Source organism: Variovorax sp. 679 (assembly GCF_003952185.1).
Classification (GTDB): Bacteria; Pseudomonadota; Gammaproteobacteria; order Burkholderiales; family Burkholderiaceae_C; genus Variovorax.
Window position 1 is genome coordinate 305196 of the sequence record NZ_RXFS01000004.1, and the last position, 19861, is coordinate 325056.

The 19861-nt window shown below is 69.0% G+C and carries 19 protein-coding genes; 12 read left to right on the forward strand and 7 right to left on the reverse strand.

The window, feature by feature from the left end:
• Positions 1-3: 3 nt before the first annotated feature.
• Both EJO71_RS11835 and EJO71_RS11840 read right to left on the reverse strand, forming a co-directional pair.
• Positions 4-1296 (reverse strand): FAD-binding oxidoreductase, encoded by a 1293-nt coding sequence (locus EJO71_RS11835; protein WP_125948903.1) that lies wholly within the window; start codon positions 1294-1296, stop codon positions 4-6.
• 34 nt (positions 1297-1330) lie between these two features.
• Entirely contained in the window at positions 1331-1996 is a 666-nt protein-coding gene (locus EJO71_RS11840; protein WP_125948904.1) for a haloacid dehalogenase type II, read from the reverse strand.
• A 587-nt stretch (positions 1997-2583) separates the two neighbouring features.
• Here EJO71_RS11840 and EJO71_RS11845 point away from each other — a divergent pair.
• The 7 genes from EJO71_RS11845 (at position 2584) to EJO71_RS11875 (ending at position 9498) form a co-directional block, all read left to right on the forward strand.
• A complete protein-coding gene (locus EJO71_RS11845; protein ID WP_125948905.1) occupies positions 2584-3462 on the forward strand; it encodes a GNAT family N-acetyltransferase in 879 nt (292 codons plus the stop codon).
• A gap of 3 nt (positions 3463-3465) precedes the next feature.
• Positions 3466-4398, forward strand: a complete 933-nt coding sequence (locus EJO71_RS11850) for a glyoxylate/hydroxypyruvate reductase A (protein ID WP_125948906.1) — start codon at positions 3466-3468, stop codon at positions 4396-4398.
• Between the two features lie 154 nt (positions 4399-4552).
• Positions 4553-5956, forward strand: a complete 1404-nt coding sequence (locus EJO71_RS11855) for an aspartate aminotransferase family protein (protein ID WP_125948907.1) — start codon at positions 4553-4555, stop codon at positions 5954-5956.
• A gap of 78 nt (positions 5957-6034) precedes the next feature.
• Positions 6035-6529 (forward strand): Lrp/AsnC family transcriptional regulator, encoded by a 495-nt coding sequence (locus EJO71_RS11860; RefSeq protein ID WP_125948908.1) that lies wholly within the window; start codon positions 6035-6037, stop codon positions 6527-6529.
• Positions 6530-6551: 22 nt separating this feature from the next.
• Positions 6552-6932 carry a (2Fe-2S)-binding protein gene (locus EJO71_RS11865; RefSeq protein ID WP_125948909.1) on the forward strand — a complete coding sequence of 127 codons (381 nt, stop codon included), beginning with the start codon at positions 6552-6554 and terminating at the stop codon, positions 6930-6932.
• Positions 6929-8344 (forward strand): NAD(P)/FAD-dependent oxidoreductase, encoded by a 1416-nt coding sequence (locus tag EJO71_RS11870; protein ID WP_125948910.1) that lies wholly within the window; start codon positions 6929-6931, stop codon positions 8342-8344. Before EJO71_RS11865 ends, EJO71_RS11870 begins: the two co-directional genes overlap by 4 nt.
• The gene (locus EJO71_RS11875) at positions 8341-9498 is read left to right on the forward strand and encodes an FAD-binding oxidoreductase (RefSeq protein ID WP_125948911.1); all 1158 of its coding nucleotides are present in this window, start codon (positions 8341-8343) and stop codon (positions 9496-9498) included. Before EJO71_RS11870 ends, EJO71_RS11875 begins: the two co-directional genes overlap by 4 nt.
• Before the next feature lie 112 nt (positions 9499-9610).
• Here EJO71_RS11875 and EJO71_RS11880 read toward each other — a convergent pair whose 3' ends face one another.
• Positions 9611-9964, reverse strand: a complete 354-nt coding sequence (locus EJO71_RS11880) for a cupin domain-containing protein (RefSeq protein WP_125948912.1) — start codon at positions 9962-9964, stop codon at positions 9611-9613.
• A 2-nt stretch (positions 9965-9966) separates the two neighbouring features.
• Positions 9967-10665, reverse strand: a complete 699-nt coding sequence (locus EJO71_RS11885; protein WP_125948913.1) for an HAD-IA family hydrolase — start codon at positions 10663-10665, stop codon at positions 9967-9969.
• A 259-nt stretch (positions 10666-10924) separates the two neighbouring features.
• On the opposite strand from EJO71_RS11885, the gene EJO71_RS11890 reads away from it, so the two are divergent.
• Positions 10925-11410: a transcriptional repressor gene (locus EJO71_RS11890; protein ID WP_125948914.1), complete on the forward strand. Its 486-nt coding sequence runs from the start codon at positions 10925-10927 to the stop codon at positions 11408-11410.
• On the opposite strand, the gene EJO71_RS11895 is transcribed toward EJO71_RS11890, so the two are convergent.
• The 3 genes from EJO71_RS11895 to EJO71_RS11905 form a co-directional block, all read right to left on the reverse strand.
• The gene (locus tag EJO71_RS11895) at positions 11373-11870 is read right to left on the reverse strand and encodes a hypothetical protein (RefSeq protein ID WP_125948915.1); all 498 of its coding nucleotides are present in this window, start codon (positions 11868-11870) and stop codon (positions 11373-11375) included. The two genes, EJO71_RS11890 and EJO71_RS11895, sit on opposite strands and share 38 nt — an antisense overlap.
• Positions 11871-11913: 43 nt before the next feature.
• Positions 11914-14097, reverse strand: a complete 2184-nt coding sequence (locus EJO71_RS11900; RefSeq protein WP_125948916.1) for a TonB-dependent siderophore receptor — start codon at positions 14095-14097, stop codon at positions 11914-11916.
• Positions 14098-14401: 304 nt separating this feature from the next.
• Positions 14402-14755: a hypothetical protein gene (locus EJO71_RS11905; protein WP_240651366.1), complete on the reverse strand. Its 354-nt coding sequence runs from the start codon at positions 14753-14755 to the stop codon at positions 14402-14404.
• A gap of 137 nt (positions 14756-14892) precedes the next feature.
• Here EJO71_RS11905 and EJO71_RS11910 point away from each other — a divergent pair, with 137 nt between their 5' ends.
• The 4 genes from EJO71_RS11910 to EJO71_RS11925 all read left to right on the forward strand — a co-directional run bounded on the left by EJO71_RS11910 (position 14893) and on the right by EJO71_RS11925 (position 19848).
• Positions 14893-15645, forward strand: a complete 753-nt coding sequence (locus EJO71_RS11910; protein WP_125948917.1) for a hypothetical protein — start codon at positions 14893-14895, stop codon at positions 15643-15645.
• 46 nt (positions 15646-15691) lie between these two features.
• A complete protein-coding gene (locus EJO71_RS11915) occupies positions 15692-16219 on the forward strand; it encodes a sigma-70 family RNA polymerase sigma factor (protein WP_125948918.1) in 528 nt (175 codons plus the stop codon).
• Positions 16186-17199 (forward strand): FecR domain-containing protein, encoded by a 1014-nt coding sequence (locus EJO71_RS11920; protein ID WP_240651367.1) that lies wholly within the window; start codon positions 16186-16188, stop codon positions 17197-17199. The genes EJO71_RS11915 and EJO71_RS11920 overlap by 34 nt, the downstream gene beginning before the upstream one ends.
• 129 nt (positions 17200-17328) lie before the next feature.
• Positions 17329-19848, forward strand: coding sequence for a TonB-dependent receptor (locus EJO71_RS11925; protein ID WP_125948920.1), 2520 nt, complete (start codon positions 17329-17331; stop codon positions 19846-19848).
• Positions 19849-19861: the final 13 nt, after the last annotated feature.

Consider the following 19861-nt stretch of genomic DNA (forward strand, 5'->3'; position numbering starts at 1 on the left):
CCCTCAGGCCAGCCTGTCCTTGAGCCGGTAATAGAGGCCCACCGCCGGCAGGAACCACGGCGGGCCGAAGTGGCCGGGAATCGCGGGCCAGTCGCGCCCCTGCCAGGGGTTGGCGCCAGCGTCGCCGCCCATCACGGCGGCCATGCGCTGGCCCATGTGCACCGACATCTGCGTGCCGTGGCCGCTGTAGCCCATGGCGTAGTAGAGGCCGTCGCGCTCGCCGGCGTGGGGCAGGCGGTCCTGCGTCATGTCGACGAGTCCGCCCCAGCAATAGTCGAGCCGCACCTTGCCGAGCTGCGGGAACGTTTCGGCCAGCCCCGCGCGCAGGATCTCGCCGCTGGCCGCATCCGACTGCGGGCTCGATATGGCGAAGCGCGCGCGCCCGCCGAACACCAGCCGGTGGTCGGCCGTGAGCCTGAAGTAGTGGTGGATGTTCGCGATGGTCGTGTAGGTGCGCCGGCCCGCGAGCAGCGCCTGCGCGCGCTCCGCGCCCAGCGGCTCGGTCACGACGATGAAGCTGCCGATGGGAACGATGCGCCGGCGCAGCCAGCCGAAGCTGCCGTAGCCGCCATGGCGCGTCGCGCCCGTGGCCAGCAGCACCTGCTGCGCGGCGACCGTGCCGCGCGCGGTGTGCAGCCGGTGGGCATGGCCCTGGCCCACGCGCTCGATGCGACTCACCTCGGTGCCGGTGTGGATCTGCGCGCCGCTGCGCTGCGCCGCCGTTGCCAGCCCGTGCGCGAAGCGGCCCATGTGCATCTGGCCGCTGCGCCTGTAGAGCAGGCCGCCGTGGAAGCGGTCGCTCTGCACCTCGGCGCGCACGCTTGCCGCGTCGAGGATCTCCACGTCGCTGTCCACGCCGTCGTCGACCAGGCGCCGCGCGCTGTGCTCCAGCGCGCTCATCTGGTTCGCCCGCGTGGCGAGCTTGAGCTTGCCGTGGCGCATGAAGTCGCAGTCGATGGCTTCCTCGCGCACGAGCCGCGCCACCGTGTCGACCGCATCGTCATACGCGTGGTACCAGCCGCGCGCGCGCTCCACGCCGACCTTGGCCGCCACATCGGCGTAGTCGACCGCAAGCCCGTTGTTGACGTGACCGCCGTTGCGTCCCGAGGCCTCGGCCGCCACGCGCGAGCCGGCTTCCAGCACCGCGACGCTCGCGCCGCGCCGGGCCAGCGCAAGCGCCGCCGACAGGCCGGTGAAGCCGCCGCCGACGATGGCCACGTCGACCTGCGCCGGAAGCTCGCGGGCTTCGGGCTCGAAGGCGGGCGCCGAGTCGGTCCAGTAGGAGTCGAGCTTCATGGCTTGTCGAGGCTGTTTCCGGAAAGAAGAAAGATCAAAGGCCCACGACGCCCGGCAGGCCGCCGATGTCCTTGATTTCCGTGTAGCGGTAGGCCGGGTTGCCGGGGCCATGGCCGCGATTGACGAACACCTTGTTGACGATGCCCAGGTCGTCCGCCGACATCAGGTCGTAGCGCAGGCTGGACGACACGTGCAGCACGTCCTCGGGGTTGCAGCCCAGTGAATCGAGCATGTACTCGAAGGCCGTCAGGCGCGGCTTGTAGGCCTGGGCCTGCTGCGCGGTGTAGACGCGATGGAAGGGCGCACCCAGCATCGCGACGTTCTTCTGGATCTGGTCGTCCGAGGCGTTCGACAGGATCACCAGCGGGATTTCCTTCGCCACCTTGGCCAGCCCGGCGGCGACGTCTTCATGCGGGCCCCAGGTGGGCACGGCGTCGTAGATCTTCTGGGCGTCGAGGTCGAAGTACTGGACCTTCCACTTGCGGCACAGGCGCCGCACCGCGTTCTTCAGCACCACCTCGTAGGGCTGCCAGGCGCCCAGCACCTCGTCGAAGCGGTAGGCGGCGAAGTCGGCGATGAACTGCTCCATGCGATCGGCGGGGATGCGGTCTGCGAAAAGATCGCGCGTCATCTCCTTCATGCGGAAGCGGGTCAGCGTTCCATAGCAGTCGAAGGTCACGTACTTGGGCTTGAAGGTCATGGTCTCGATTCCTGTGTTGGGTCGGTTCGTACCGGTCGCCGGCCACTTCTTCAGACGGCAATTGCGACAAGCAAATTACGGATTGATTGCAGCACGCAGCAGCGCGGAGGTTGTAGGGAAATACGTTGCCTGCCACGACGAAGCTGCGGTTTGGAGGGCCGGCGACGGCATGCCATGCGGTCTGCCCTCCATGCGTGCGGCGTGCACCTCGGCGCGTCGCGGCAAAGTCGATGAGCACGCTTTTGAAGCGCAGGCTCCCGGCGGTGAAAGAAGGGAATGGCCCATGCGACGGCGTCGCGCACCGCTGCGCCCGACGGTGAAATCGCCCGAAGGCAGGTGAGTCCGTCGCGGGTCGAAGGCTTGCATGGGCTCGTGATCGATGAGGCTCCGCGGAAGCGGCGATCGATCCTGGGCAGGCCGGCGCAGCATTTGTATGCGTACGCAGGCGCTTCACCGCAGCGAATTGCAAAACCCGGGCGCGTCGCAGCCGAAGCTTGCAAGTTGCGGCGAAGGCCGATTTCGGTCTGGCACCGCGGCCCGATGTCGTCCAAGATGGAAGGGACATACCTTCGCCAAGAGATCCTTCAATGCCCGACCAGACCCCGAATGCACCCGCCGACGACGGCGTGGCGCTGAGACCGATGACGCCCGCCGACCTGCCGTTCACTCACGCGATGACGGACCTGCTGCGCTGGCCGCACCGGCTGGCGGACTGGGAGCAGGTGTTCGCGCATGCCGAAGGCGTCGTGGCCGAGCGCGATGGCGAGATCGTCGGCTGCGCCCTGCGCTGGCTCTGGGGCGAGCGCCACGCCACCGTCGGCCTCGTGATCGTCACGCCGGCCTGCCAGGGGCGCCGCATCGGGCATCGCCTGATGAGCGCGGTGCTCGAGGGCCTGGAAGACCGCACGGTGCTGCTGCATGCCACCGCCGAAGGGCGCGGCCTCTACGAGCGGCTGGGCTTCGTGCGCACCGGCGAGCTGCGCCAGCACCAGGGCATCGCGCAGCCGGCGCCGCTGGTGGCCCTGCAGCCGGGCTGGCGACTGCGGCCCGCGGGCATTCACGAAGCCGCGGCGCTGCAGGCCCTGGACACCGCCGCGCGCGGCATGCCGCGCGATGCACTGATCTCCGACCTGCTTGCCGGTGCCGATGCCTGCGTGGTGCTGGACCACGACAACGAGCCGCGCGGCTTCGCGATGCTGCGCCGGTTCGGGCGCGGTCATTCGATCGGCCCCGTGGTCGCTCCCGACCTGGATGGCGCGAAGGCGCTGATCGCTCATCTCGCCAGCGTGAATGCGGGGCACTTCACCCGCATCGACATCGACTTCGACAGCGGGCTGGCCGAGTGCCTGGAAAGCATCGGGCTGCTGCGCGTGGATGCGCCAACGACGATGGTGCGAGGGGCGCCGCTTCTCACGCCGGCGGGCGGGCCTTCGCTCTTTGCCATCGTGACCCAGGCTGTCGGGTGAACGATGAGAGCGACTTTCCTCTACAAATCCGACCCGGCAAGAGGCCGCCTCTGGGCCGAGGTGTTTCGCCGCCGCGCTCCCGACATCGACTTTCGCATCTGGCCCGACATCGGCGATCCGGCGCAGGTGCGATTTCTCGCGGCGTGGGAGCCGCCGGACGACCTGGCGACGCGCTTTCCGAATCTGAAGGTGCTGTTCTCCTCCGGCGCAGGCGTCGACCAGTTCGACTTCGCGGCGCTGCCTGCCGAACTGCCGGTCGTGCGCATGGTGGAGCCCGGCATCGTGCGCGGCATGGTCGAGTACGTGACGCATGCGGTGCTCGGCCTGCATCGCGACATCCCGCAGTACCGGCGCCAGCAGCAGCAGGGCCTGTGGAGGCCGCTGACGGTGCGTCCTGCCGGCGAGCGACGCGTCGGTGTGCTCGGACTGGGCTCGCTCGGGCAGGCCGTGCTGGCGCAACTCGTCGCATTGGGCTTCGACTGCGCGGGATGGAGCCGCTCGTGGCATGAAGTCGACGGCGTCCAATGTCACGCCGGCGCCGACGAGCTGCCGGCATTCCTGGCCCGCACCGACATCCTCGTGTGCCTGCTGCCGCTGACCGATTCGACGCGCGGCTTTCTTGATGCCCGACTGTTCTCGCTGCTGCCGAAGGGCGCAGGCCTGGTGCATGTGGGGCGCGGACCGCAGCTCGTGGACGCCGACCTCCTCGCCGCACTCGCAGGCGGACAGATCGGCGATGCGGTGCTCGACGTGACCGACCCCGAGCCGCTGCCGCCGGAGCATGCCTTCTGGCGGCATCCGCACATACAGCTCACGCCGCACATCGCGAGCATGACGCAGCCATTGAGCGCGGCGGAAGTGGTGCTCGACAACCTCGAGAGGTTCGAGACGGGCGAGCCGATGCTCGGCCTGGTCGATCGCTCGCGCGGGTACTGATCGGGGACGAAGAGCACCGCACGATCTGCTGCGCACCGCACGCACAACCGCAGCCTGCTTCGTGCGACACCCCCAAAGAAGCACCACCTCATGCGGTGCGCCGCCTAAGCTGAAGGCATCGAAAGCTCCCTTCGCTCTCGCTCCTTCACACCCCATGACGCACCCCTCCGCACTACCTCAAAACGCCGCGCTCGACGCCATCGACCGCGCGCACCTCATCCACCCCGTCTCGCCCTGGCGCACGCACGAACGGCGCGGCCCCACCGTGCTGGCATCGGGCCGTGGTGCATGGCTGACCGACAGCAACGGCCACGAACTGCTCGACGCCTTCGCGGGCCTGTGGTGCGTGAACGTGGGCTACGGGCAGGAGAGCGTGGTGCAGGCCGCCGCCGAGCAGATGCGCCAGCTGCCGTACGCCACCGGCTACTTCCACTTCAGCAGCGAGCCGGCCATCCGCCTCGCGCAGAAGCTGGTGCAGATCACGCCCGCTTCGCTGACGCGCGTGTACCTCACGCTGGGCGGCTCCGAGGCGGTCGACGCCGCCGTGCGCTTCATCGTGCAGTACTACAACGCGACCGGCCGTCCGTCGAAGAAGCAGTTCATCTCGCTGGAGCGCGGCTATCACGGCTCGTCGTCCACCGGCGCGGGCCTCACTGCGCTGCCGGCCTTCCACCGCGGCTTCGACCTGCCGCTGCCCACGCAGCACTACATCGCCTCGCCTTACGCGTACCGTCATGCCGACGGTGCCGACCCGCAGGCGCTGATCGCCTCGTCGGTCGCTGCGCTGCGCGCCAAGGTGGCCGAGCTGGGCGCGGACAACGTGGCCGCCTTCTTCTGCGAACCGATCCAGGGCTCGGGCGGCGTCATCGTGCCGCCCAAGGGCTGGCTGACGGCCATGCGCGAGGCCGCGCGCGAGCTCGACATCCTCTTCGTGGTCGACGAGGTCATCACCGGCTTCGGCCGCACCGGCCCCATGTTCGCCTGCGAGGCCGAAGGCGTGGAGCCCGACCTGATGACCATGGCCAAGGGCCTGACGGCGGGCTACGTGCCGATGGGCGCGACCATGATGTCGGAGAAGGTCTACGCCGGCATCGCCGACGGCGCGCCGGCGGGCGCCGCCATCGGCCACGGCGCGACCTATTCGGCGCACCCGGTCGGCGCCGCGGTCGCGCTCGAGGTGCTGCGGCTCTACGAGGAAGGCGGCATCCTCGCCAACGGCCAGCGCGGCGCGGCGCATTTCGCGGCCGGGCTCGACGCGCTGCTCGAGCACCCGCTGGTGGGCGACTCGCGCCATCGCGGCCTGCTCGGCGCGCTGGAGCTGGTGAGCGACAAGGCCAGCAAGCGCGGATTCGACGCCGCGCTCGGGCTGTCCGACCGCATCTTCGCGGCCGGCTACCGCAACGGCCTGGTGTTCCGCTCCTTCGGCGACCACATCCTCGGCTTCGCGCCCGCGCTCACTTTCACGGAGGACGAGTTCGCGCAGATGTTCGCGCGGCTGAAGAAGACGCTCGACGAGGTGCTGGCCGCGCCCGACGTCCGCGCCGCGATGGCCGCCTGAAACGGCGTCCCGCAATACCCGCAAGAGCCGGCCGCCGACGCAGAATCGGGATCTCTCGTTTCGTTATCAGGCCCCGCCATGTCAGAAGCTTTCAAGATCGACCGACTCGACCTGCGTATCCTGGCCCAGTTGCAGAAGAACGGGCGCATGACCAACGTCGACCTGGCGGATGCGGTGGGGCTGTCGCCCAGCCCCTGCCTGATCCGCGTGAAGCGGCTGGAGCAGGCGGGCTACATCGCCGGCTACGGCGCGCACCTGCGGCTCGAAAAGCTCGGCGACACGCTCACCGTGTTCACCGAGGTCACGCTGCAGGACCACCATCGCGAAGACTTCGTGCGCTTCGAGGCCGCCATCCGCGAGGTCGACGAGGTGCTCGAATGCCACCTGGTCAGCGGCGGCTACGACTACCTGCTGCGCTTCCTCACGCGCGGCGTGAACCACTACCAGGAAGTGATCGAGGGGCTGCTCGAACGCAACATCGGCATCTCGAAGTACTTCAGCTACATCGTCATCAAGTCGCCGTTCATCAAGACGCACTGTCCGATCGAACGGCTTTTTCCCCACGAGCGCTGACCGGCGCTCCCGACGCTTCTCCATGCCCGAACCCACGCCTCGCCTCCCACCGTCGGCCCGCTTCGTGCGGCTCGCGGAAACCGACCGGCCCGCGCTGACCCTGCAGATCGACGGCGAGGCCCGCACGGCGCTGGCCGGCGACACGCTGCTGGTGGCGCTGCTGAGCAACGGGCGACGGGTGCGCGACAGCGAGTTCGGCGACGGGCCGCGCGCCGGCTTCTGCCTGATGGGCGCCTGCCAGGACTGCTGGGTGTGGACGCCGGCCGGCGAGCGCCTTCGTGCCTGTTCGACGGCTGTCGAGGAAGGCATGTCGGTGCTCACGCATCCGCCCGTGAACCAATGGACGGCGACGCCGGACCTGCAGCAGTCGCTGGCCCGCCATGCGCCGGAGGCCGGGGCATGAGCGGGGTTTCTTCTTCTTCTTCTTCTTCACCGCGCATCGTCGTCGTCGGCACGGGGCCCGCCGGCGTGCGCGCCGCGCAGGCGCTGGTGCGCGCCGGCGTGCGGCCCATCGTCATCGACGAAAGCCGGCGCGACGGCGGCCAGATCTACCGCCGGCAGCCCGAGGGTTTCAAGCGCTCCTACGCCAAGCTCTACGGCACCGAGGCCGCGAAGGCGCAGGCGCTGCACGGCGACTTCGACGCGCTGCGCGAACACATCGACTACCGCGGCGACACGCTGGCCTGGAACGTCAGCGAAGGTGCGCTGCACGTCGTGCATGCCGGCGAGCCGCAGACGCTGCCATTCGATGCGCTGCTGGTGTGCAGCGGCGCGACCGATCGGCTGATGCCTGTTGCCGGCTGGCATCGCGCAGGTTGCTACAGCCTGGGTGCATCGCAGATCGCGCTGAAGGCGCAGGCTTGCGCGATCGGCTCGCGTGTCGTCTTCATGGGCAGCGGTCCGCTGCTGTACCTCGTGGCCTCGCAGTATGTGCAGGCCGGCGCGCAGGTGGCGGCGGTGCTCGACACCGCGCCGGCCGCCAAGTCCTGGAGCGCGGTAGCCGGATTGCTCGCGCGGCCGCGGCTGGCATTGCGCGGGCTCGCGCTGATCCGCAGCCTGCGCGGTGCGGGCGTGCCGGTGCTGCAGGGCGTGACGCCGCTGCGCATCGACGGCGACGACAGCCTGGGCGTGCAGGCGGTGGTCGTGCGCGACGCCCGGGGGCGCGAGCAACGCTTCGAATGCGATGCCGTGGGCCTCGGCTGGCATCTGCGCGCCGAAACGCAACTGGCCGATCTGGCGCGCTGCGACTTCGAATTCGAGCCGCTGAGCCGGCAGTGGCTGCCGCGCATCGATGCCGATGGCCGCAGCAGCACGAAGGGCGTGTACCTGGCCGGCGATGGCGCCCGCATCCTCGGGGCCGACGGTGCCGAGGCGGCAGGCAGGCTGGCGGCGCTCGCCGCGCTGGCCGACCTGGGCCACGCGCAGGGCCGTGCTCTTCACGACGCCGAGTCCGTCGCGCTGCGCCGCACCCTGGCGCAGATGAACCGCTTTCGCGAAGGGCTGGCGCGTGCCTTTCCATGGCCGCATGCGCAGGCGGCGGCACTTCCAGACGACGCGGTCGTGTGCCGTTGCGAGGCCGTGACGGCCGGCGAGCTGCGCCGCTGCGTCAACGAGATGGACAGCCACGAAGTCAATCGCGCCAAGGCCTTCAGCCGCGTCGGCATGGGGCGTTGCCAGGGCCGCTTCTGCGGCCATGCGTCGGCCGAGATCGTGGCGCAGGCCAGCGGCGTGCCGGTGGAGCTGGTGGGGCGGCTGCGCTCGCAGGCGCCCGTCAAACCGATGATGATGAACATGCGCGAGGTGGAACAGGCATGAGCGATACGACGACCACCACCGACGTGCTGGTGCTCGGCGGCGGCCTCATGGGCACCACCGCCGCTTTCTTCCTGCGTCGCCAGCATGGGCTGTCGGTCACGCTGCTCGAACGCGAGCTCGTGGGTCGCCAGGCCAGCGGCACCAACTTCGGCAACGTGCGGCGGCAGGGCCGCGCGCTGGCGCAGATGCCGCTGGCCAACCGCGCACGCGCCGTCTGGGGCCGCGTGAAGGAACTGCTCGGCGAAGACCTGGAGTTCGTGCCCTACGGCCACCTGCGTGTCTGCTACACCGAGAAGCAGGCGGCGGTGCTGGAGCAGTACGCAAGGGACGTGAAGCCGCTGGGCCTCGATCTCGAACTGTTCGACGCCGAGCAATTGCGCAGGCGCTGGGGCATCTTCGCGCCAGGCATCGTGGCCGGCTCGCTGTCGCCGAACGACGGCCATGCCAACCCGCGGCTGGCCGGCCCTGCCTTCGCGCGGGCCGCGCGGCGCGCGGGCGCGAACATCGTCGAGCATGCCGAGGTAGTGCAGGTCGAGCGCGACGGCGCGGGCTTCGTCGCCCATACGGCGGACGGCCGGCGCTTTCGCGCGGCGCAGCTTTTCGTGGCCTGCGGCGCGTGGTCGAACCGCATGGCCGAACAGTTCGGCGAGGCCGTGCCGATGGAGGCGCGTGGCCCGCAGATGGGCGTGACGGAGCCGCTGCCTTATGCCATCGGGCCGTCGATCGGCATCTCTTCGCCCATCGAGCACGAGGGCCTGTACTTCAGGCAGATCGCGCGCGGCAACATCGTCTTCGGCGGCGGGCTCAAGGGGCCGGCGCATGCGCAGCACATCCGCGCCTACGTGAAACCCGACAACGTGCTGCGCCAGATGCGCGAGCTGCGCCGCTTCGTGCCGGCCTTCGAGCACGTGCAGCTGATCCGAGTGTGGAGCGGCATCGAGGGCTATACGGCGGACTGGCAGCCCGTGATGGGCCCGAGCGCCCGCGTGCCGGGCCTGCACTACGCCTTCGGCTTCAACGGCGAGGGCTTCGCGATCAGCCCCGGCGTGGGCGAGACGATGGCCGAGCTGATCGCCACCGGCCGGGCCTCGACGCCGATCGAGAGCTTCTCCATCGGCAGGTTCGCGAGCGAACTGACGAAGCAAGCGGCCTGAGTTCAAGGGTTGCCCTTCCAGCCATACCGTGGGACCGGCTTTGCCGGGCCACCGGTATGGCCCCCTGCAAGGGGGTGGCGGCTACACGAAGTGAGCAAGCCGGGGGTGAGCCCTATGCCATCACGACGAAGACCTTGCGCAGGGTCTCGTGCACATGCCACTCGCCAGTGGTGTGTGCCGGAAAGAACAGCGTGTCGCCCGCGCGGATCTGCAGAGCCTCGCCGCCGGTGGGCGTGAAGGTGCAGGCGCCGGCCAGGATGTGCATGACCTCGGCGTTGGCCAGCTGGCGCTCGAAGCGGCCGGGCTCGCATTGCCAGATGCCGCTCTTGTTCTCGCCCGCGCCGGCGAGCTCGACGTCGATGCCGCTGAGCCGGCAGGGCGGCTGGCTCAGGGGACGCGCGGGCGTGCCCTGGTCTTGCAGGCCGCCGATGGTGGCCGACTGGCGCAGGATGGTGATGCCCGTCATGCTCAACGTCCCGCCTCTACCGCGTCGGCCAGCTCGGCCAGCGTGTGGAAGTGGTAGTCGGGTACCGTGTGCTTCGACTCGATGGTGCCGCCCGAACCCTTCTGCGCATGGCGCCGCTCGATCCAGCAGGTGGTGATGCCCAGCTGCTTCGAGATGCCGATGTCGTGGTACTGGCTCTGCGCCACATGCAGGTTGTCGGCCTGCCTGTAGCCCCAGGCGCCTTCGAAGCGGCCGCGTGCATAGGCGAAGTAGCGCGCGTCGGGCTTCTCGCACAGCGCGTCGTCGCAGCTCAGCAGCATGTCGAAGGGCGAGCCCAGGGTCTTGTCGAAATGCGCGAGCGCCCAGGCCTGCGCGTTGGTCATCGTCACCAGCTTGAAGCGCTTGCCAAGGCGCTTGAGCGCCTCCACCGAGTCGGGAAATGCCGGCCATTGCGAGACGGAGTCGCGCAGGCCTTTCGCGATGGCATCGGTGTCGGGCAGGCCCAGCGCGGGGGCTACGGCGTGCCAGCAGCGCTCGAGGTCGTCGGGATACCAGCCGGCGTTGCCGTCGGCGCGTGCGCGCCGGTAGGCGGCGAGGAAGTCGTCGTCGCTCACCTTGGAATCGGGCGCCACGCTGCGCAGGTAGGCGAGCATGCCGCCCTCGAAATCGATCAGCGTGCCGACGACGTCGAAGGTGAGGACCTTGAAATCTTGCAGGGACATGGAAACGCTCCAGGGATGAAGTGGGGATGGCTCCATCGAGCATAGATGTGGCGCTTCGGCGCGCGTCCCGAACTGGGGCCGCGTGGCGGCACAGGATGTCGTTGTCGGCGCTGCCGCGGCATCTTCTTGCACGGCGTCGAATGGTGAAACTCCGGGCGGGATGCCGGCTCCATAAGGTCTACGATCAGACCGGCGATGCCCTGGGTGCCTTCGGCACTCGCGACGATGCGGCAAGCCCATTCACATCCGGAATCTTTCGATGACCCAGGCCGATCCGACAAACAAGGAAGAAGACGAAGAGCTTCGCGCGACCGCCACGGCGCGCCTGGAAGATGCCGGAATCGGCGTCACCGCGGAGCGCGTACGGGTCCTGGGGCTGCTCATCAGGTTCAATGACCGCGCGTGGACTGCACAGGAACTCGCGCAGTCGGGCCTGGGCGCGGCGTCCGACCCGGCGGCGATCACGCGCCTTTATCGCACCCTCCATTTGCTGGAGCAGCGGGGCGTGGTGACGAGGGAGATCGAGGCGTCTTCGGGACGGCCGAGTCTGGGCTATAGGCTCGCCGGGGCGAAGTCGCCCTTGCGGTTTCGATGCCGCAGCTGCAACCGCCTGGTGGAGGCCAACGACGAGCGGCTGCGCGAGCAGCTGGAGAGCGCGGGCGCGCTGCAGGGCCTTCCGGTATCGGAGGGAGAAACGCTGGTGCTGGTTACCTGCAGCCGGTGCGCAGCCGGCGCGTCGGGCTGACAGCCGTTGCTTCATCGGTGCCGGGCGAGGCGGCCTGCGGCAGCTGCCCGCAACGCCGGCACAGCATGCGGATCTCGATCGGGTCGCTGGAAACGGGCATGCCCTGCGCGTTGCATGCCTGCGCGATGAGCTGCGAGAGCAGGCCTGCCGCGGGCATGTCGACCGCGCTCGCGCAGGCGCTGCACATGAGCCTTACCGGAGCGGCGGGCGGGCTCACGGCGGCTATCCGGTAGACCGACGAGACATGGCCGTTGCGCGTCGTCCATTCGTGGTTCAGGCGACCGGCCTCGACCAGGCGCTTCAGGTCCCGGTAGAGCGCGGACATCGCGAGCAATGCCCCGTCCTGTCCGAGCCTCTTGTTGATTTCGATCGCGTTGAGGCTGGCGCCGCGCGCCTCTTCCATGACCCGCATCACCCGCTCGTGCCGTAGCACGGAGCGGGTGCCTGCGCGTCTTTGCACCGTGTTCACGATGTTCGGGAGGAAGGACGCTCGCGCCGCATGCCTAGAACTTCGCGTTCAGCGAGACGCGGAAGGCTCGCGGCGAACCCGGCGTGATGTTCGAGTTGCTGTTCGCGTTGAGGAAGTACTTCCGGTTGAACAGGTTCTCGACGTTGACCTGCATCTGGACGTTCTTGTTCAGCGTGAAGAACAGCGCGGCGTCGACGCGGGTGTATGCGGGCAGCACGACGTTGGGGAAGGGCGTGCCGGCGGTCACGATCTGCTCGCTCGAGGCGAACATCTTCGTGCGGTGGATCACACCGAGGCCGGCGCCCCACATCGGCGAGAAGTCGTAGCGGTTCCACAGCGCGAAGGTGTGCTTCGGCACCAGGCCCACGGTGGCGCCGGCGCGGATGGTGGCGGAGGTGTCGGCCTTGAACTTCGCATCGGTGTACGAGTAGCCGCCCGCGACGCTCCATGCCGGCGTGATGTTGCCGCTCAGGCCCAGCTCGAGGCCCTGCGTGCGCTGGCCGTCGCTGAGGATGGTGCGCGTGTTGGTCGGGTCGGTCGGGTCCAGCACGATGACGTTCGAGCGATCGAGGCGGTACAGCGCCGCCGTGGCCGCGAGGTTGGGCAGCACGTCCCACTTGGCGCCGATCTCGTAGTTCTTGAACTTCTCGGGCTTGAGCGCCGCGTTGCTCAGGGTCAACGAGGAGAGCTGGTCGCCGGCGCGCGGCTGGTAGGCGATGCTGTAGTTGGCGTACAGCGAAACCTGCTCGACCGGCTTGTAGACCACGCCCAGGCGCGGCGAGACGAGGTCGTCGGTGGTCTTGAAACGGTCGAAGTTGCGGTTGTTGCGGAAGTCGACCTTGAACTGGTCGTAGCGCAGGCCGGCAATCACCTGGAACTGCGGGCTCAGCTCGATCTGGTCCTGCACGTACAGCGCCGAGACGGTCGCCTTGCCGCTGTTGTTGGCGTCGGTCGCCGACTGGCGGTACACCACGGGCGCAAAGGTGGTCGGGAACGCCAGCGGCACCGTCACGCTCGTGGCGGTGTTGTTGAAGAAGCCGGTGTTGCGGAAGTTGTCGGTGTCCTGCTGGCCGAGCTCGGCGCCCACCAGCAGCTTGTGCTTCACCGCGCCGGTGTTCAGCGAGAACGTCAGGTCGGTCTGGTTGAAGATGCTCTTGCGCGAGGTGGCGTTGTTGTAGGCGCTGAGGGCCACGCCGGTGCCTGCGTTGTTCACCGCGCCGGGGAACACGTTCTGATAGAACTTGTCCTGCTGCGACCAGCGGGTGCGGTTGCGCAGCAGCACGCCGTTGTCGAACTCGTGCTCGACCAGCGCATTGAATGCATCGAGCTTCGAGCCCGTGGGGCTGCCGGCCGCGTTGCCGTAGAAGGTCGACGGATCGGTGACGACCGGCACGCCGCGGAACGACGGGATGCCGCGGTCGGCGATGCGGTCGTCCTTGAAGTGCTCGTAGCCCAGGGTGACCAGCGTCTTCGCGCTGGGCCGCCAGCTGATCGTCGGGTTGATGCCCGAGCGCTCCAGCCACACGCCGTCGCGGTAGCTCTTCGAGTTCTCGTAGAGGCCGTTGAGGCGGAACGACAGCTGGTCGTTGATGGGCTGGTTCAGGTCGACGGTGACGCGGCGGTTGCTCTGCGAGCCCAGCGTCAGGGAGGCGCCGTAGGAGGGCGTCCACTCGGGTTGCTTGCTCACGCGGTTGATCAGGCCGCCGGTCGCGCCGCGTCCGAAGACCATGGCGTTCGGGCCCTTGAAGATCTCGACGCGCTCGATGTTGTACAGGTCGCGGTAGTACTGCACGTCGTCGCGGATGCCGTCGATGAAGAAGTCGCCGGTGGTGCTGATGCCGCGGAAGATCGGCGTCTCGCGGTTGCCTTCGCCCTGCGCGAAGCCCACGCCGGGGACGTAGCGCGCGGCTTCGGCGATGCTCTGCACGGCGCGGTCGCGCATCTCGTCGGCGGTGATGACGCTGATCGACTGCGGCGTGTCGCGCAGCGGCGTGTCGGTCTTGGTCGCGGTGGTGCTGCGCTTGGCCGAGTAGCCCTGATCGCCTTCACCCGTCACCGTGACGGGCGGCAGCGCGCCGCTGGCGGTCTGCGACCAGGCGGGTGTCGTGCAGATGGCGAGCGTGGCGCCGGCGGCCAGCAGGTGGACGGCCTTGACGATCGACGGCTGGGCGAAGCGGGGCGCCGCGACGGCGCGTCGCGGACTGGATTTCATGTTCATGGCGAAACGGATGGAGGAAAAGGGCTGGCGCCTGCGCGCCGTCTGCAAAAGGCGAGCGCCGGCCTTCCGGGCTTTCTCCGCGCGGCCGCGCCGGGAAGCAGGAAATACGAACGATTCGCAATTTCGGAGAAATGTAGAAGCGAGAAGTAGTACTGTCAAGTGCTACTGCTTTCGGGCGAAGCCGAGTGAGGGTGTCATGCAACAGCCTGCGAAGGCGTGCAAGCGGCCGATCCGAGTGGTTGTTCGGATGACTACTTCAGCGATCGGGAGATGGCCCGCCGAGGGCCGGTCGTGCGCAGCCCGCTCAGGACGGCTCGCGGGGCGCCTTCTCGACGCGGGGCGATCGCACGCCGCTGATCTGCCCGCGCACGACCTTCCAGAAGTTCTTGGTGCCGTCGAGCAGGCGCCATGCGTTCGAGCGGTGCGCCAGCACGCCGACCTCGGGCAGCACGTCGCGCAGGTTCTTCAGGCCGAGGATCTTCAGGTACTTGCGCACCGTGGTCGGGCTGTGGATCAGCAGGATCACCCGCCACCCGTAGTGGCGCCCGAGCATCAGCATGCCGATGGCGCTCTCGAGGTCGTCGAGGTCGCCGTTGAAGTCGTCCACGGCGCGGTCCACGATGCCGAGGATTTCCTGGTCGCTCATCGGGGCAGGCATGTCTGGGAGGGTGGGTTGGAGGGGGCGCGAAGTGGGAGAGGAGTGTCGCACGCCGGATGGGAATGCCGGTCATGCGATACTTCTGGGAATGCGAATGATTGTCATCTTCCCTGATTCCGGCTCCCTGCCGCACCCCCATGTTTGATGCTTTCGCGGTCACGTTGCGCGAGTTGGCGGAGCTGATGCTGATCGTCGGCGCACTCGGCGCATGCCTGTTCCAGACGCGCCGGCTGCGGCTGATGCCGTACATCGCCTGGGGCCTCGTGCTCGGCCTGGTGCCGGCCGCGGCGCTGGCCGTGGTGCTGATGGATGCCGCGTTCGACGGCGTCGTCGAGGCGGCCCTGTCGACCGTGATGGGCTTCGGCGTGCTGCTGGTGGCGATGAGCATGGCCGCCTCCGCGGGCAGCATCAAGAGCCGGGTGCAGATCCTGATCGAAGGCTGGCTCGAGCGGCGGGGCGCGCCGGCAATCATCGTCGGATTCATCGCGCTGGCGGCCTTTCGCGAGTCGCTCGAAGTCGCGGTGTTCATGCGTTCCATCAGCGCCCGCTCCGGCGTGGCGGAAGCGCTTGCCGGGATGCTGCTGGGCATGGTCGCCGCAGGCCTGCTGGTGCCGATCTGGAAATGGCTGCGCATCCGCTCCGGGTTGCTCGTGCTCTTCCGGGCGTCGGCGCTGCTGTTGTCGTTGCTGTCGATCCAGATGATGCTGCACGGCATCAGCGACCTGCTGCGCCTGCAGGCCACCGCCCGCGGCGGCGATGCATGGCCCGCTGCCATCGATCCGTTCCTGGAAGGCGGCGCGCTGCACTTCTGGCTCTGCGCCGCCCTGATGCTGGTCCCGCTGCTGCACATGGTCCGCGGCTGGTGGGGCGGTACCCGGCAAGCCGGCTGAGCGCGGCTGCCATCTCTTCCCCGACATCGAAGCGACGCACTCATCCATGGCTGCCGGCGAGCCGTCACTCCAGCGCGAAGTCCACCATCTCTACCGCGAGCACCACGGCTGGCTTTTCAACTGGCTGCGCGGGCGATTGGGCAACAGCTTCGACGCCGCGGACATTGCCCACGACACGTTCATGCGCATCTGGATCGGGCTGCGCGCCGGCGCGATCCCGACGCTGCGCGAGCCGCGCGCCTACCTGACCACCGTGGCGCGGCGCCTGGTGATCAACCACCACGAGCGGCAATCGCTGGAGCGCGCCTACCAGGCGTCGCTCGCGCTGCTGCCCGAGGCGCTTGTGCCTTCCGTCGAGGAGCGCGCGATCCTGCTGGAGACGCTGCACGAGCTCGACGCGCTGCTCGACGAACTGCCCGACAGGGTGCGCACCGCCTTCCTGCTGTCGCAGCTCGAAGGCCTCGCGTACGAGGACATCGCCGTGCAGCTCGGCGTCAGCGTTCGCACCGTCACCCGCTACATGGCACAGGGATTCGCGCAGTGTCTGCGTCTCATGCTGACGCCGCAGCCGTGAGCGCGGCGCAGGGCTCCGGCGCCGTCGATCCGCGCCTGGTGAACGAGGCCGCGCAGTGGCTCGCGCGCATGCATGCGGGCCGCTTCACCGAGGCCGATGCGCTGCGCTGGACGCAGTGGCGCGACCAGAGCCCCGAGCACCAGCGCGTGTGGCAGAGCGCGGAGCAATTGAGCGCCAGGTTCGGCGCGGTGCCGCCCGGCGTGGGCATGCCGGTTCTGGGCCGGCGCCGCATGCTCGCGAACCGGCGCGCATTGCTCAGGACGGTGGCGCTGCTGCTGGGCGCGCCGTCCGCCGCCTGGATCGGCTATCGCGCCGTGCCGTGGCAATCGCTGGGCGCCGAGTACCGCACGGCGACCGGCGAGCGCCGCACCATCGAGCTGGCCGACCGAAGCCGCGTCATCCTCAACACGTCGACCGCCATCGACGTTCTGTTCGACGCCTCTCAGCGCCTGGTGCGGCAGCGCAACGGCGAGATCCTGGTCGACACGGCGCCGGACCCGAACGCCGGCTTCCAGCGGCCCTTTCTTGTCGATACGCCGCAAGGCCGGCTGCGCGCGCTGGGCACGCGCTTCATCGTGCGCGTTGACGAGGAAGCGCAGCGCAGCCGCCTGGTCGTGCTCGCCGGTGCGGTCGAGGTGAACCCCGCGCGTGCGTCCGGCGCACCGGTCGTCGTACCGGCCGGGCGGCAGATCGCATTCACCGCCGATGCGACGAGCCCCCTGGCGCCGGTTGCAGCCGGTGCGGAGTCATGGACCCAGGGCGTGCTCTATGCCGAAGAGATGCGCCTGGCCGACCTGCTTTCGGAAGTCGGCCGCTACCGCAGCGGCGTGCTGCGCTGCGACCCCGTGGTGGCAGGGCTGCGCGTGTCGGGTGCCTTCCAGCTCGACGACACCGATCGCATCCTTTCCGTTCTCGCGCAGACGCTGCCGGTGCGCGTCGACGCGCGCACCCGCTACTGGGTGACGGTGACCGCCCGGTGATTTCCATTTCCTCGTGAGGCTCGCATCGGCGGGCGATTTTTCTTGCCGATGCGTGTCCGGTTTCTGCGTCTCGCCTGTCATGTCGATTGAAACCAATCCACATCCCGACATGCGACAAGGACGCTCCCAATGACCGACAGGCCCTCCGCTCCCCAGAATCCCCACGGCCCGAGGCGCAGACAGCGCCGGACCGTGCGCGCCGTGCAGGGCGCGCTGTACGCCCTCGGCGTGGCCACGCTGGGGCTCGCCTCGCTGCCGGCCCATGCGGCCGATGCCGTGGCGGCCCCGGCGCGCAAGGCCTACAGCATTCCGGCCGGTCCTCTGGGGCCGGCCCTGCTGGCCTTCGCGGGGCAGGCGGGCTTCAACCTCAGCTTCGACCTCGCCCGCACGCGCGGCCTGACCACGCCGGGCCTGACCGGGGAGTTTTCCGCCGAGGAGGGCCTCGGCCGGCTGCTGGCCGGCAGCGGCCTGCGCGCGCGCCGGCTCGCCAGTGGCGACTTCACGCTCGACGCCGCACCGGCGCCCACCGCCTCCGCCCCGCCCGTGGAGCCCGCCGCATCGGCCGATGCCCTGCCGGCCGTCACCGTGACCGCGCGCACGCAGAGCAGCCTCATGGCGCCCACCCGCCAGGTCACCGTGCTCGAGCGCGATGAACTGGACAACCTGCGCCAGGGTTCCGACAGCGTTGCCACGCTGCTGAGCAAGGTCGTGCCCGGCATGGCCGATTCGAGCCACACCATCACCGACTTCGGCCAGACCCTGCGCGGGCGCAACATGCTCGTGCTGGTCGACGGCATCCCGCTCAACACCAACCGCCACTCCTCGCGCAACCTCGCCAACATCAACCCGGCGGACGTCGACCAGATCGAGGTGCTGCGCGGCAGCAGCGCGATCTACGGCAGCGGCGCGGCGGGTGGCATCGTGTCGATCCGCACGCGGCAGCCCAGCGGCGAGACGCGCGCCGAGACCACCATCACCGGCGTGTCGCCGCTCTCGCGCATCGGTTCGGCCGGACTGGGCGGCGAAGTGCAGCACTACATCTCGGGCAGTGGCCAAGTCTTCGACTACGCGGTGAGCCTTGGTACGCGGCACGTGGGCGGCTCCTACGACGCGCGCGGCGACCGCATCGCGCCCGAGCCCAGCCAGGGCGACCTGTTCGACTCGAACATCTACAACGCCTCCGCCAAGATCGGCTACCGCATCGACGCGAACCAGCGGCTGCAGTTCTCGGCGAGCCACTACGACGCGAAGCAGGACACCGACTACGCCTCCGACCAGTCCGTGGCCAGGCTGCCGGCGGGCAGCGTCGCGGCGCGGCCCCTGAAGGGACTGCAGCTCGACAAGCAGAACCGCGTGACCAACAGCCTGCTCGGCCTCGACTACACGAACCGCGACATCGCTGGCAGCACGCTGGCCGCGCAGCTCTACTACCGCGACTTCTTCACCCGCTTCGCGCCCTTCGACGCGCGCGGCGTCGTGGCCCGTGGATCGAGCGTCGACCAGGTGATGCAGAACTCGCGCGTGTTCGGCGGCCGCCTGACGGTCAAGACGCCGTTCGGCGCCGACCGGAAGACGCAGCTCACCTGGGGCGCGGACTTCAACCAGGAACGCACCGACATGCCGCTCGACGTGTTCGACCCGAAGCTCTACGACGCCAGCCGCGGCCTGAGTTTCAGTCGGACCGGCACGCTGATCTTCATGCCGCCCATCACCACGCGCACCATGGGCGGCTTCGCCCAGCTGCAGCATCGCTTCAACGACAACTGGTCGGTCGAGGGCGGCGCGCGCTACGACAAGGCCAGCGCGAGGTTCGACAGCTTCACGCCGCTGTCGCAGCTGCGTGCACGCAACCCTGCGCAGGTGAAGGGCGGCACGGTCGACTACGGCGCGTGGACCTACAACGCCGGCGTGGTCTACAACCCGACGTCGCGCCACGACATCTACGCTTCGTACAGCCAGGGATTCGAGTTGCCCGACATCGGCCTGCAGGTTCGCAACGCGACGCCGAGCTTCAACATCCGCGGCTCCGACCTGCAGCCGGTGAAGACCGACACCGTGGAGCTCGGCTGGCGCGGCCGCTTCGACAACGCGGTGGCCAACCTGAGCGTGTTCCAGTCGCAGTCCGCGCTGGGCGCGGTGCAGAGCTCGTTCAACGGACTGATCATGACCCGCACCAAGGAGCGCATCCACGGCATCGAAGGCGCCATCGACTACGTCGACAGCGGCGACCGCTGGGGCGCGGGCGGCTCCTTCACGTGGATGAAGGGGCGCGAGCTGCCGCAGGGCGGCACGCGCTACCAGGACATGTGGGGCTACCGCATTCCGCCGCTCAAGCTGACGGCATACGTCGAATACAGGCCGAGTGCGCGCTGGAGCCACCGGCTGCAGGCCGTGTCCTATGGCTCGAAGGACTACCGGCTCGACGGCGTGAACAGCTTCGGCCGCCGCGACGTCAGCGGCTACACCACATTCGACCTCGTCAGCCGGTTCAAGATCGACGAGAAGAACACCGTCGTCGTGGGTGTCGAGAACCTGTTCAACCGACGCTACTTCCCGCTCTACAGCCAGCTGCTACGCAACAGCAACAACACCAGTCGGTTGCCGGCCGCGGGGGCGGTGCTGAAGGTGAGCTACACCCACCGCTGGTGAGCAATGAACGCCG

Coding starts and splice junctions, on each gene's coding strand:
- EJO71_RS11835 (WP_125948903.1), bottom strand. CDS start 1,296: ATGAAGCTCGACTCCTACTGGACCGACTCGGCGCCCGCCTTCGAGCCC.
- EJO71_RS11840 (WP_125948904.1), bottom strand. CDS start 1,996: ATGACCTTCAAGCCCAAGTACGTGACCTTCGACTGCTATGGAACGCTG.
- EJO71_RS11845 (WP_125948905.1), top strand. CDS start 2,584: ATGCCCGACCAGACCCCGAATGCACCCGCCGACGACGGCGTGGCGCTG.
- EJO71_RS11850 (WP_125948906.1), top strand. CDS start 3,466: ATGAGAGCGACTTTCCTCTACAAATCCGACCCGGCAAGAGGCCGCCTC.
- EJO71_RS11855 (WP_125948907.1), top strand. CDS start 4,553: ATGACGCACCCCTCCGCACTACCTCAAAACGCCGCGCTCGACGCCATC.
- EJO71_RS11860 (WP_125948908.1), top strand. CDS start 6,035: ATGTCAGAAGCTTTCAAGATCGACCGACTCGACCTGCGTATCCTGGCC.
- EJO71_RS11865 (WP_125948909.1), top strand. CDS start 6,552: ATGCCCGAACCCACGCCTCGCCTCCCACCGTCGGCCCGCTTCGTGCGG.
- EJO71_RS11870 (WP_125948910.1), top strand. CDS start 6,929: ATGAGCGGGGTTTCTTCTTCTTCTTCTTCTTCACCGCGCATCGTCGTC.
- EJO71_RS11875 (WP_125948911.1), top strand. CDS start 8,341: ATGAGCGATACGACGACCACCACCGACGTGCTGGTGCTCGGCGGCGGC.
- EJO71_RS11880 (WP_125948912.1), bottom strand. CDS start 9,964: ATGACGGGCATCACCATCCTGCGCCAGTCGGCCACCATCGGCGGCCTG.
- EJO71_RS11885 (WP_125948913.1), bottom strand. CDS start 10,665: ATGTCCCTGCAAGATTTCAAGGTCCTCACCTTCGACGTCGTCGGCACG.
- EJO71_RS11890 (WP_125948914.1), top strand. CDS start 10,925: ATGACCCAGGCCGATCCGACAAACAAGGAAGAAGACGAAGAGCTTCGC.
- EJO71_RS11900 (WP_125948916.1), bottom strand. CDS start 14,097: ATGAACATGAAATCCAGTCCGCGACGCGCCGTCGCGGCGCCCCGCTTC.
- EJO71_RS11905 (WP_240651366.1), bottom strand. CDS start 14,755: ATGCCTGCCCCGATGAGCGACCAGGAAATCCTCGGCATCGTGGACCGC.
- EJO71_RS11910 (WP_125948917.1), top strand. CDS start 14,893: ATGTTTGATGCTTTCGCGGTCACGTTGCGCGAGTTGGCGGAGCTGATG.
- EJO71_RS11915 (WP_125948918.1), top strand. CDS start 15,692: ATGGCTGCCGGCGAGCCGTCACTCCAGCGCGAAGTCCACCATCTCTAC.
- EJO71_RS11925 (WP_125948920.1), top strand. CDS start 17,329: ATGACCGACAGGCCCTCCGCTCCCCAGAATCCCCACGGCCCGAGGCGC.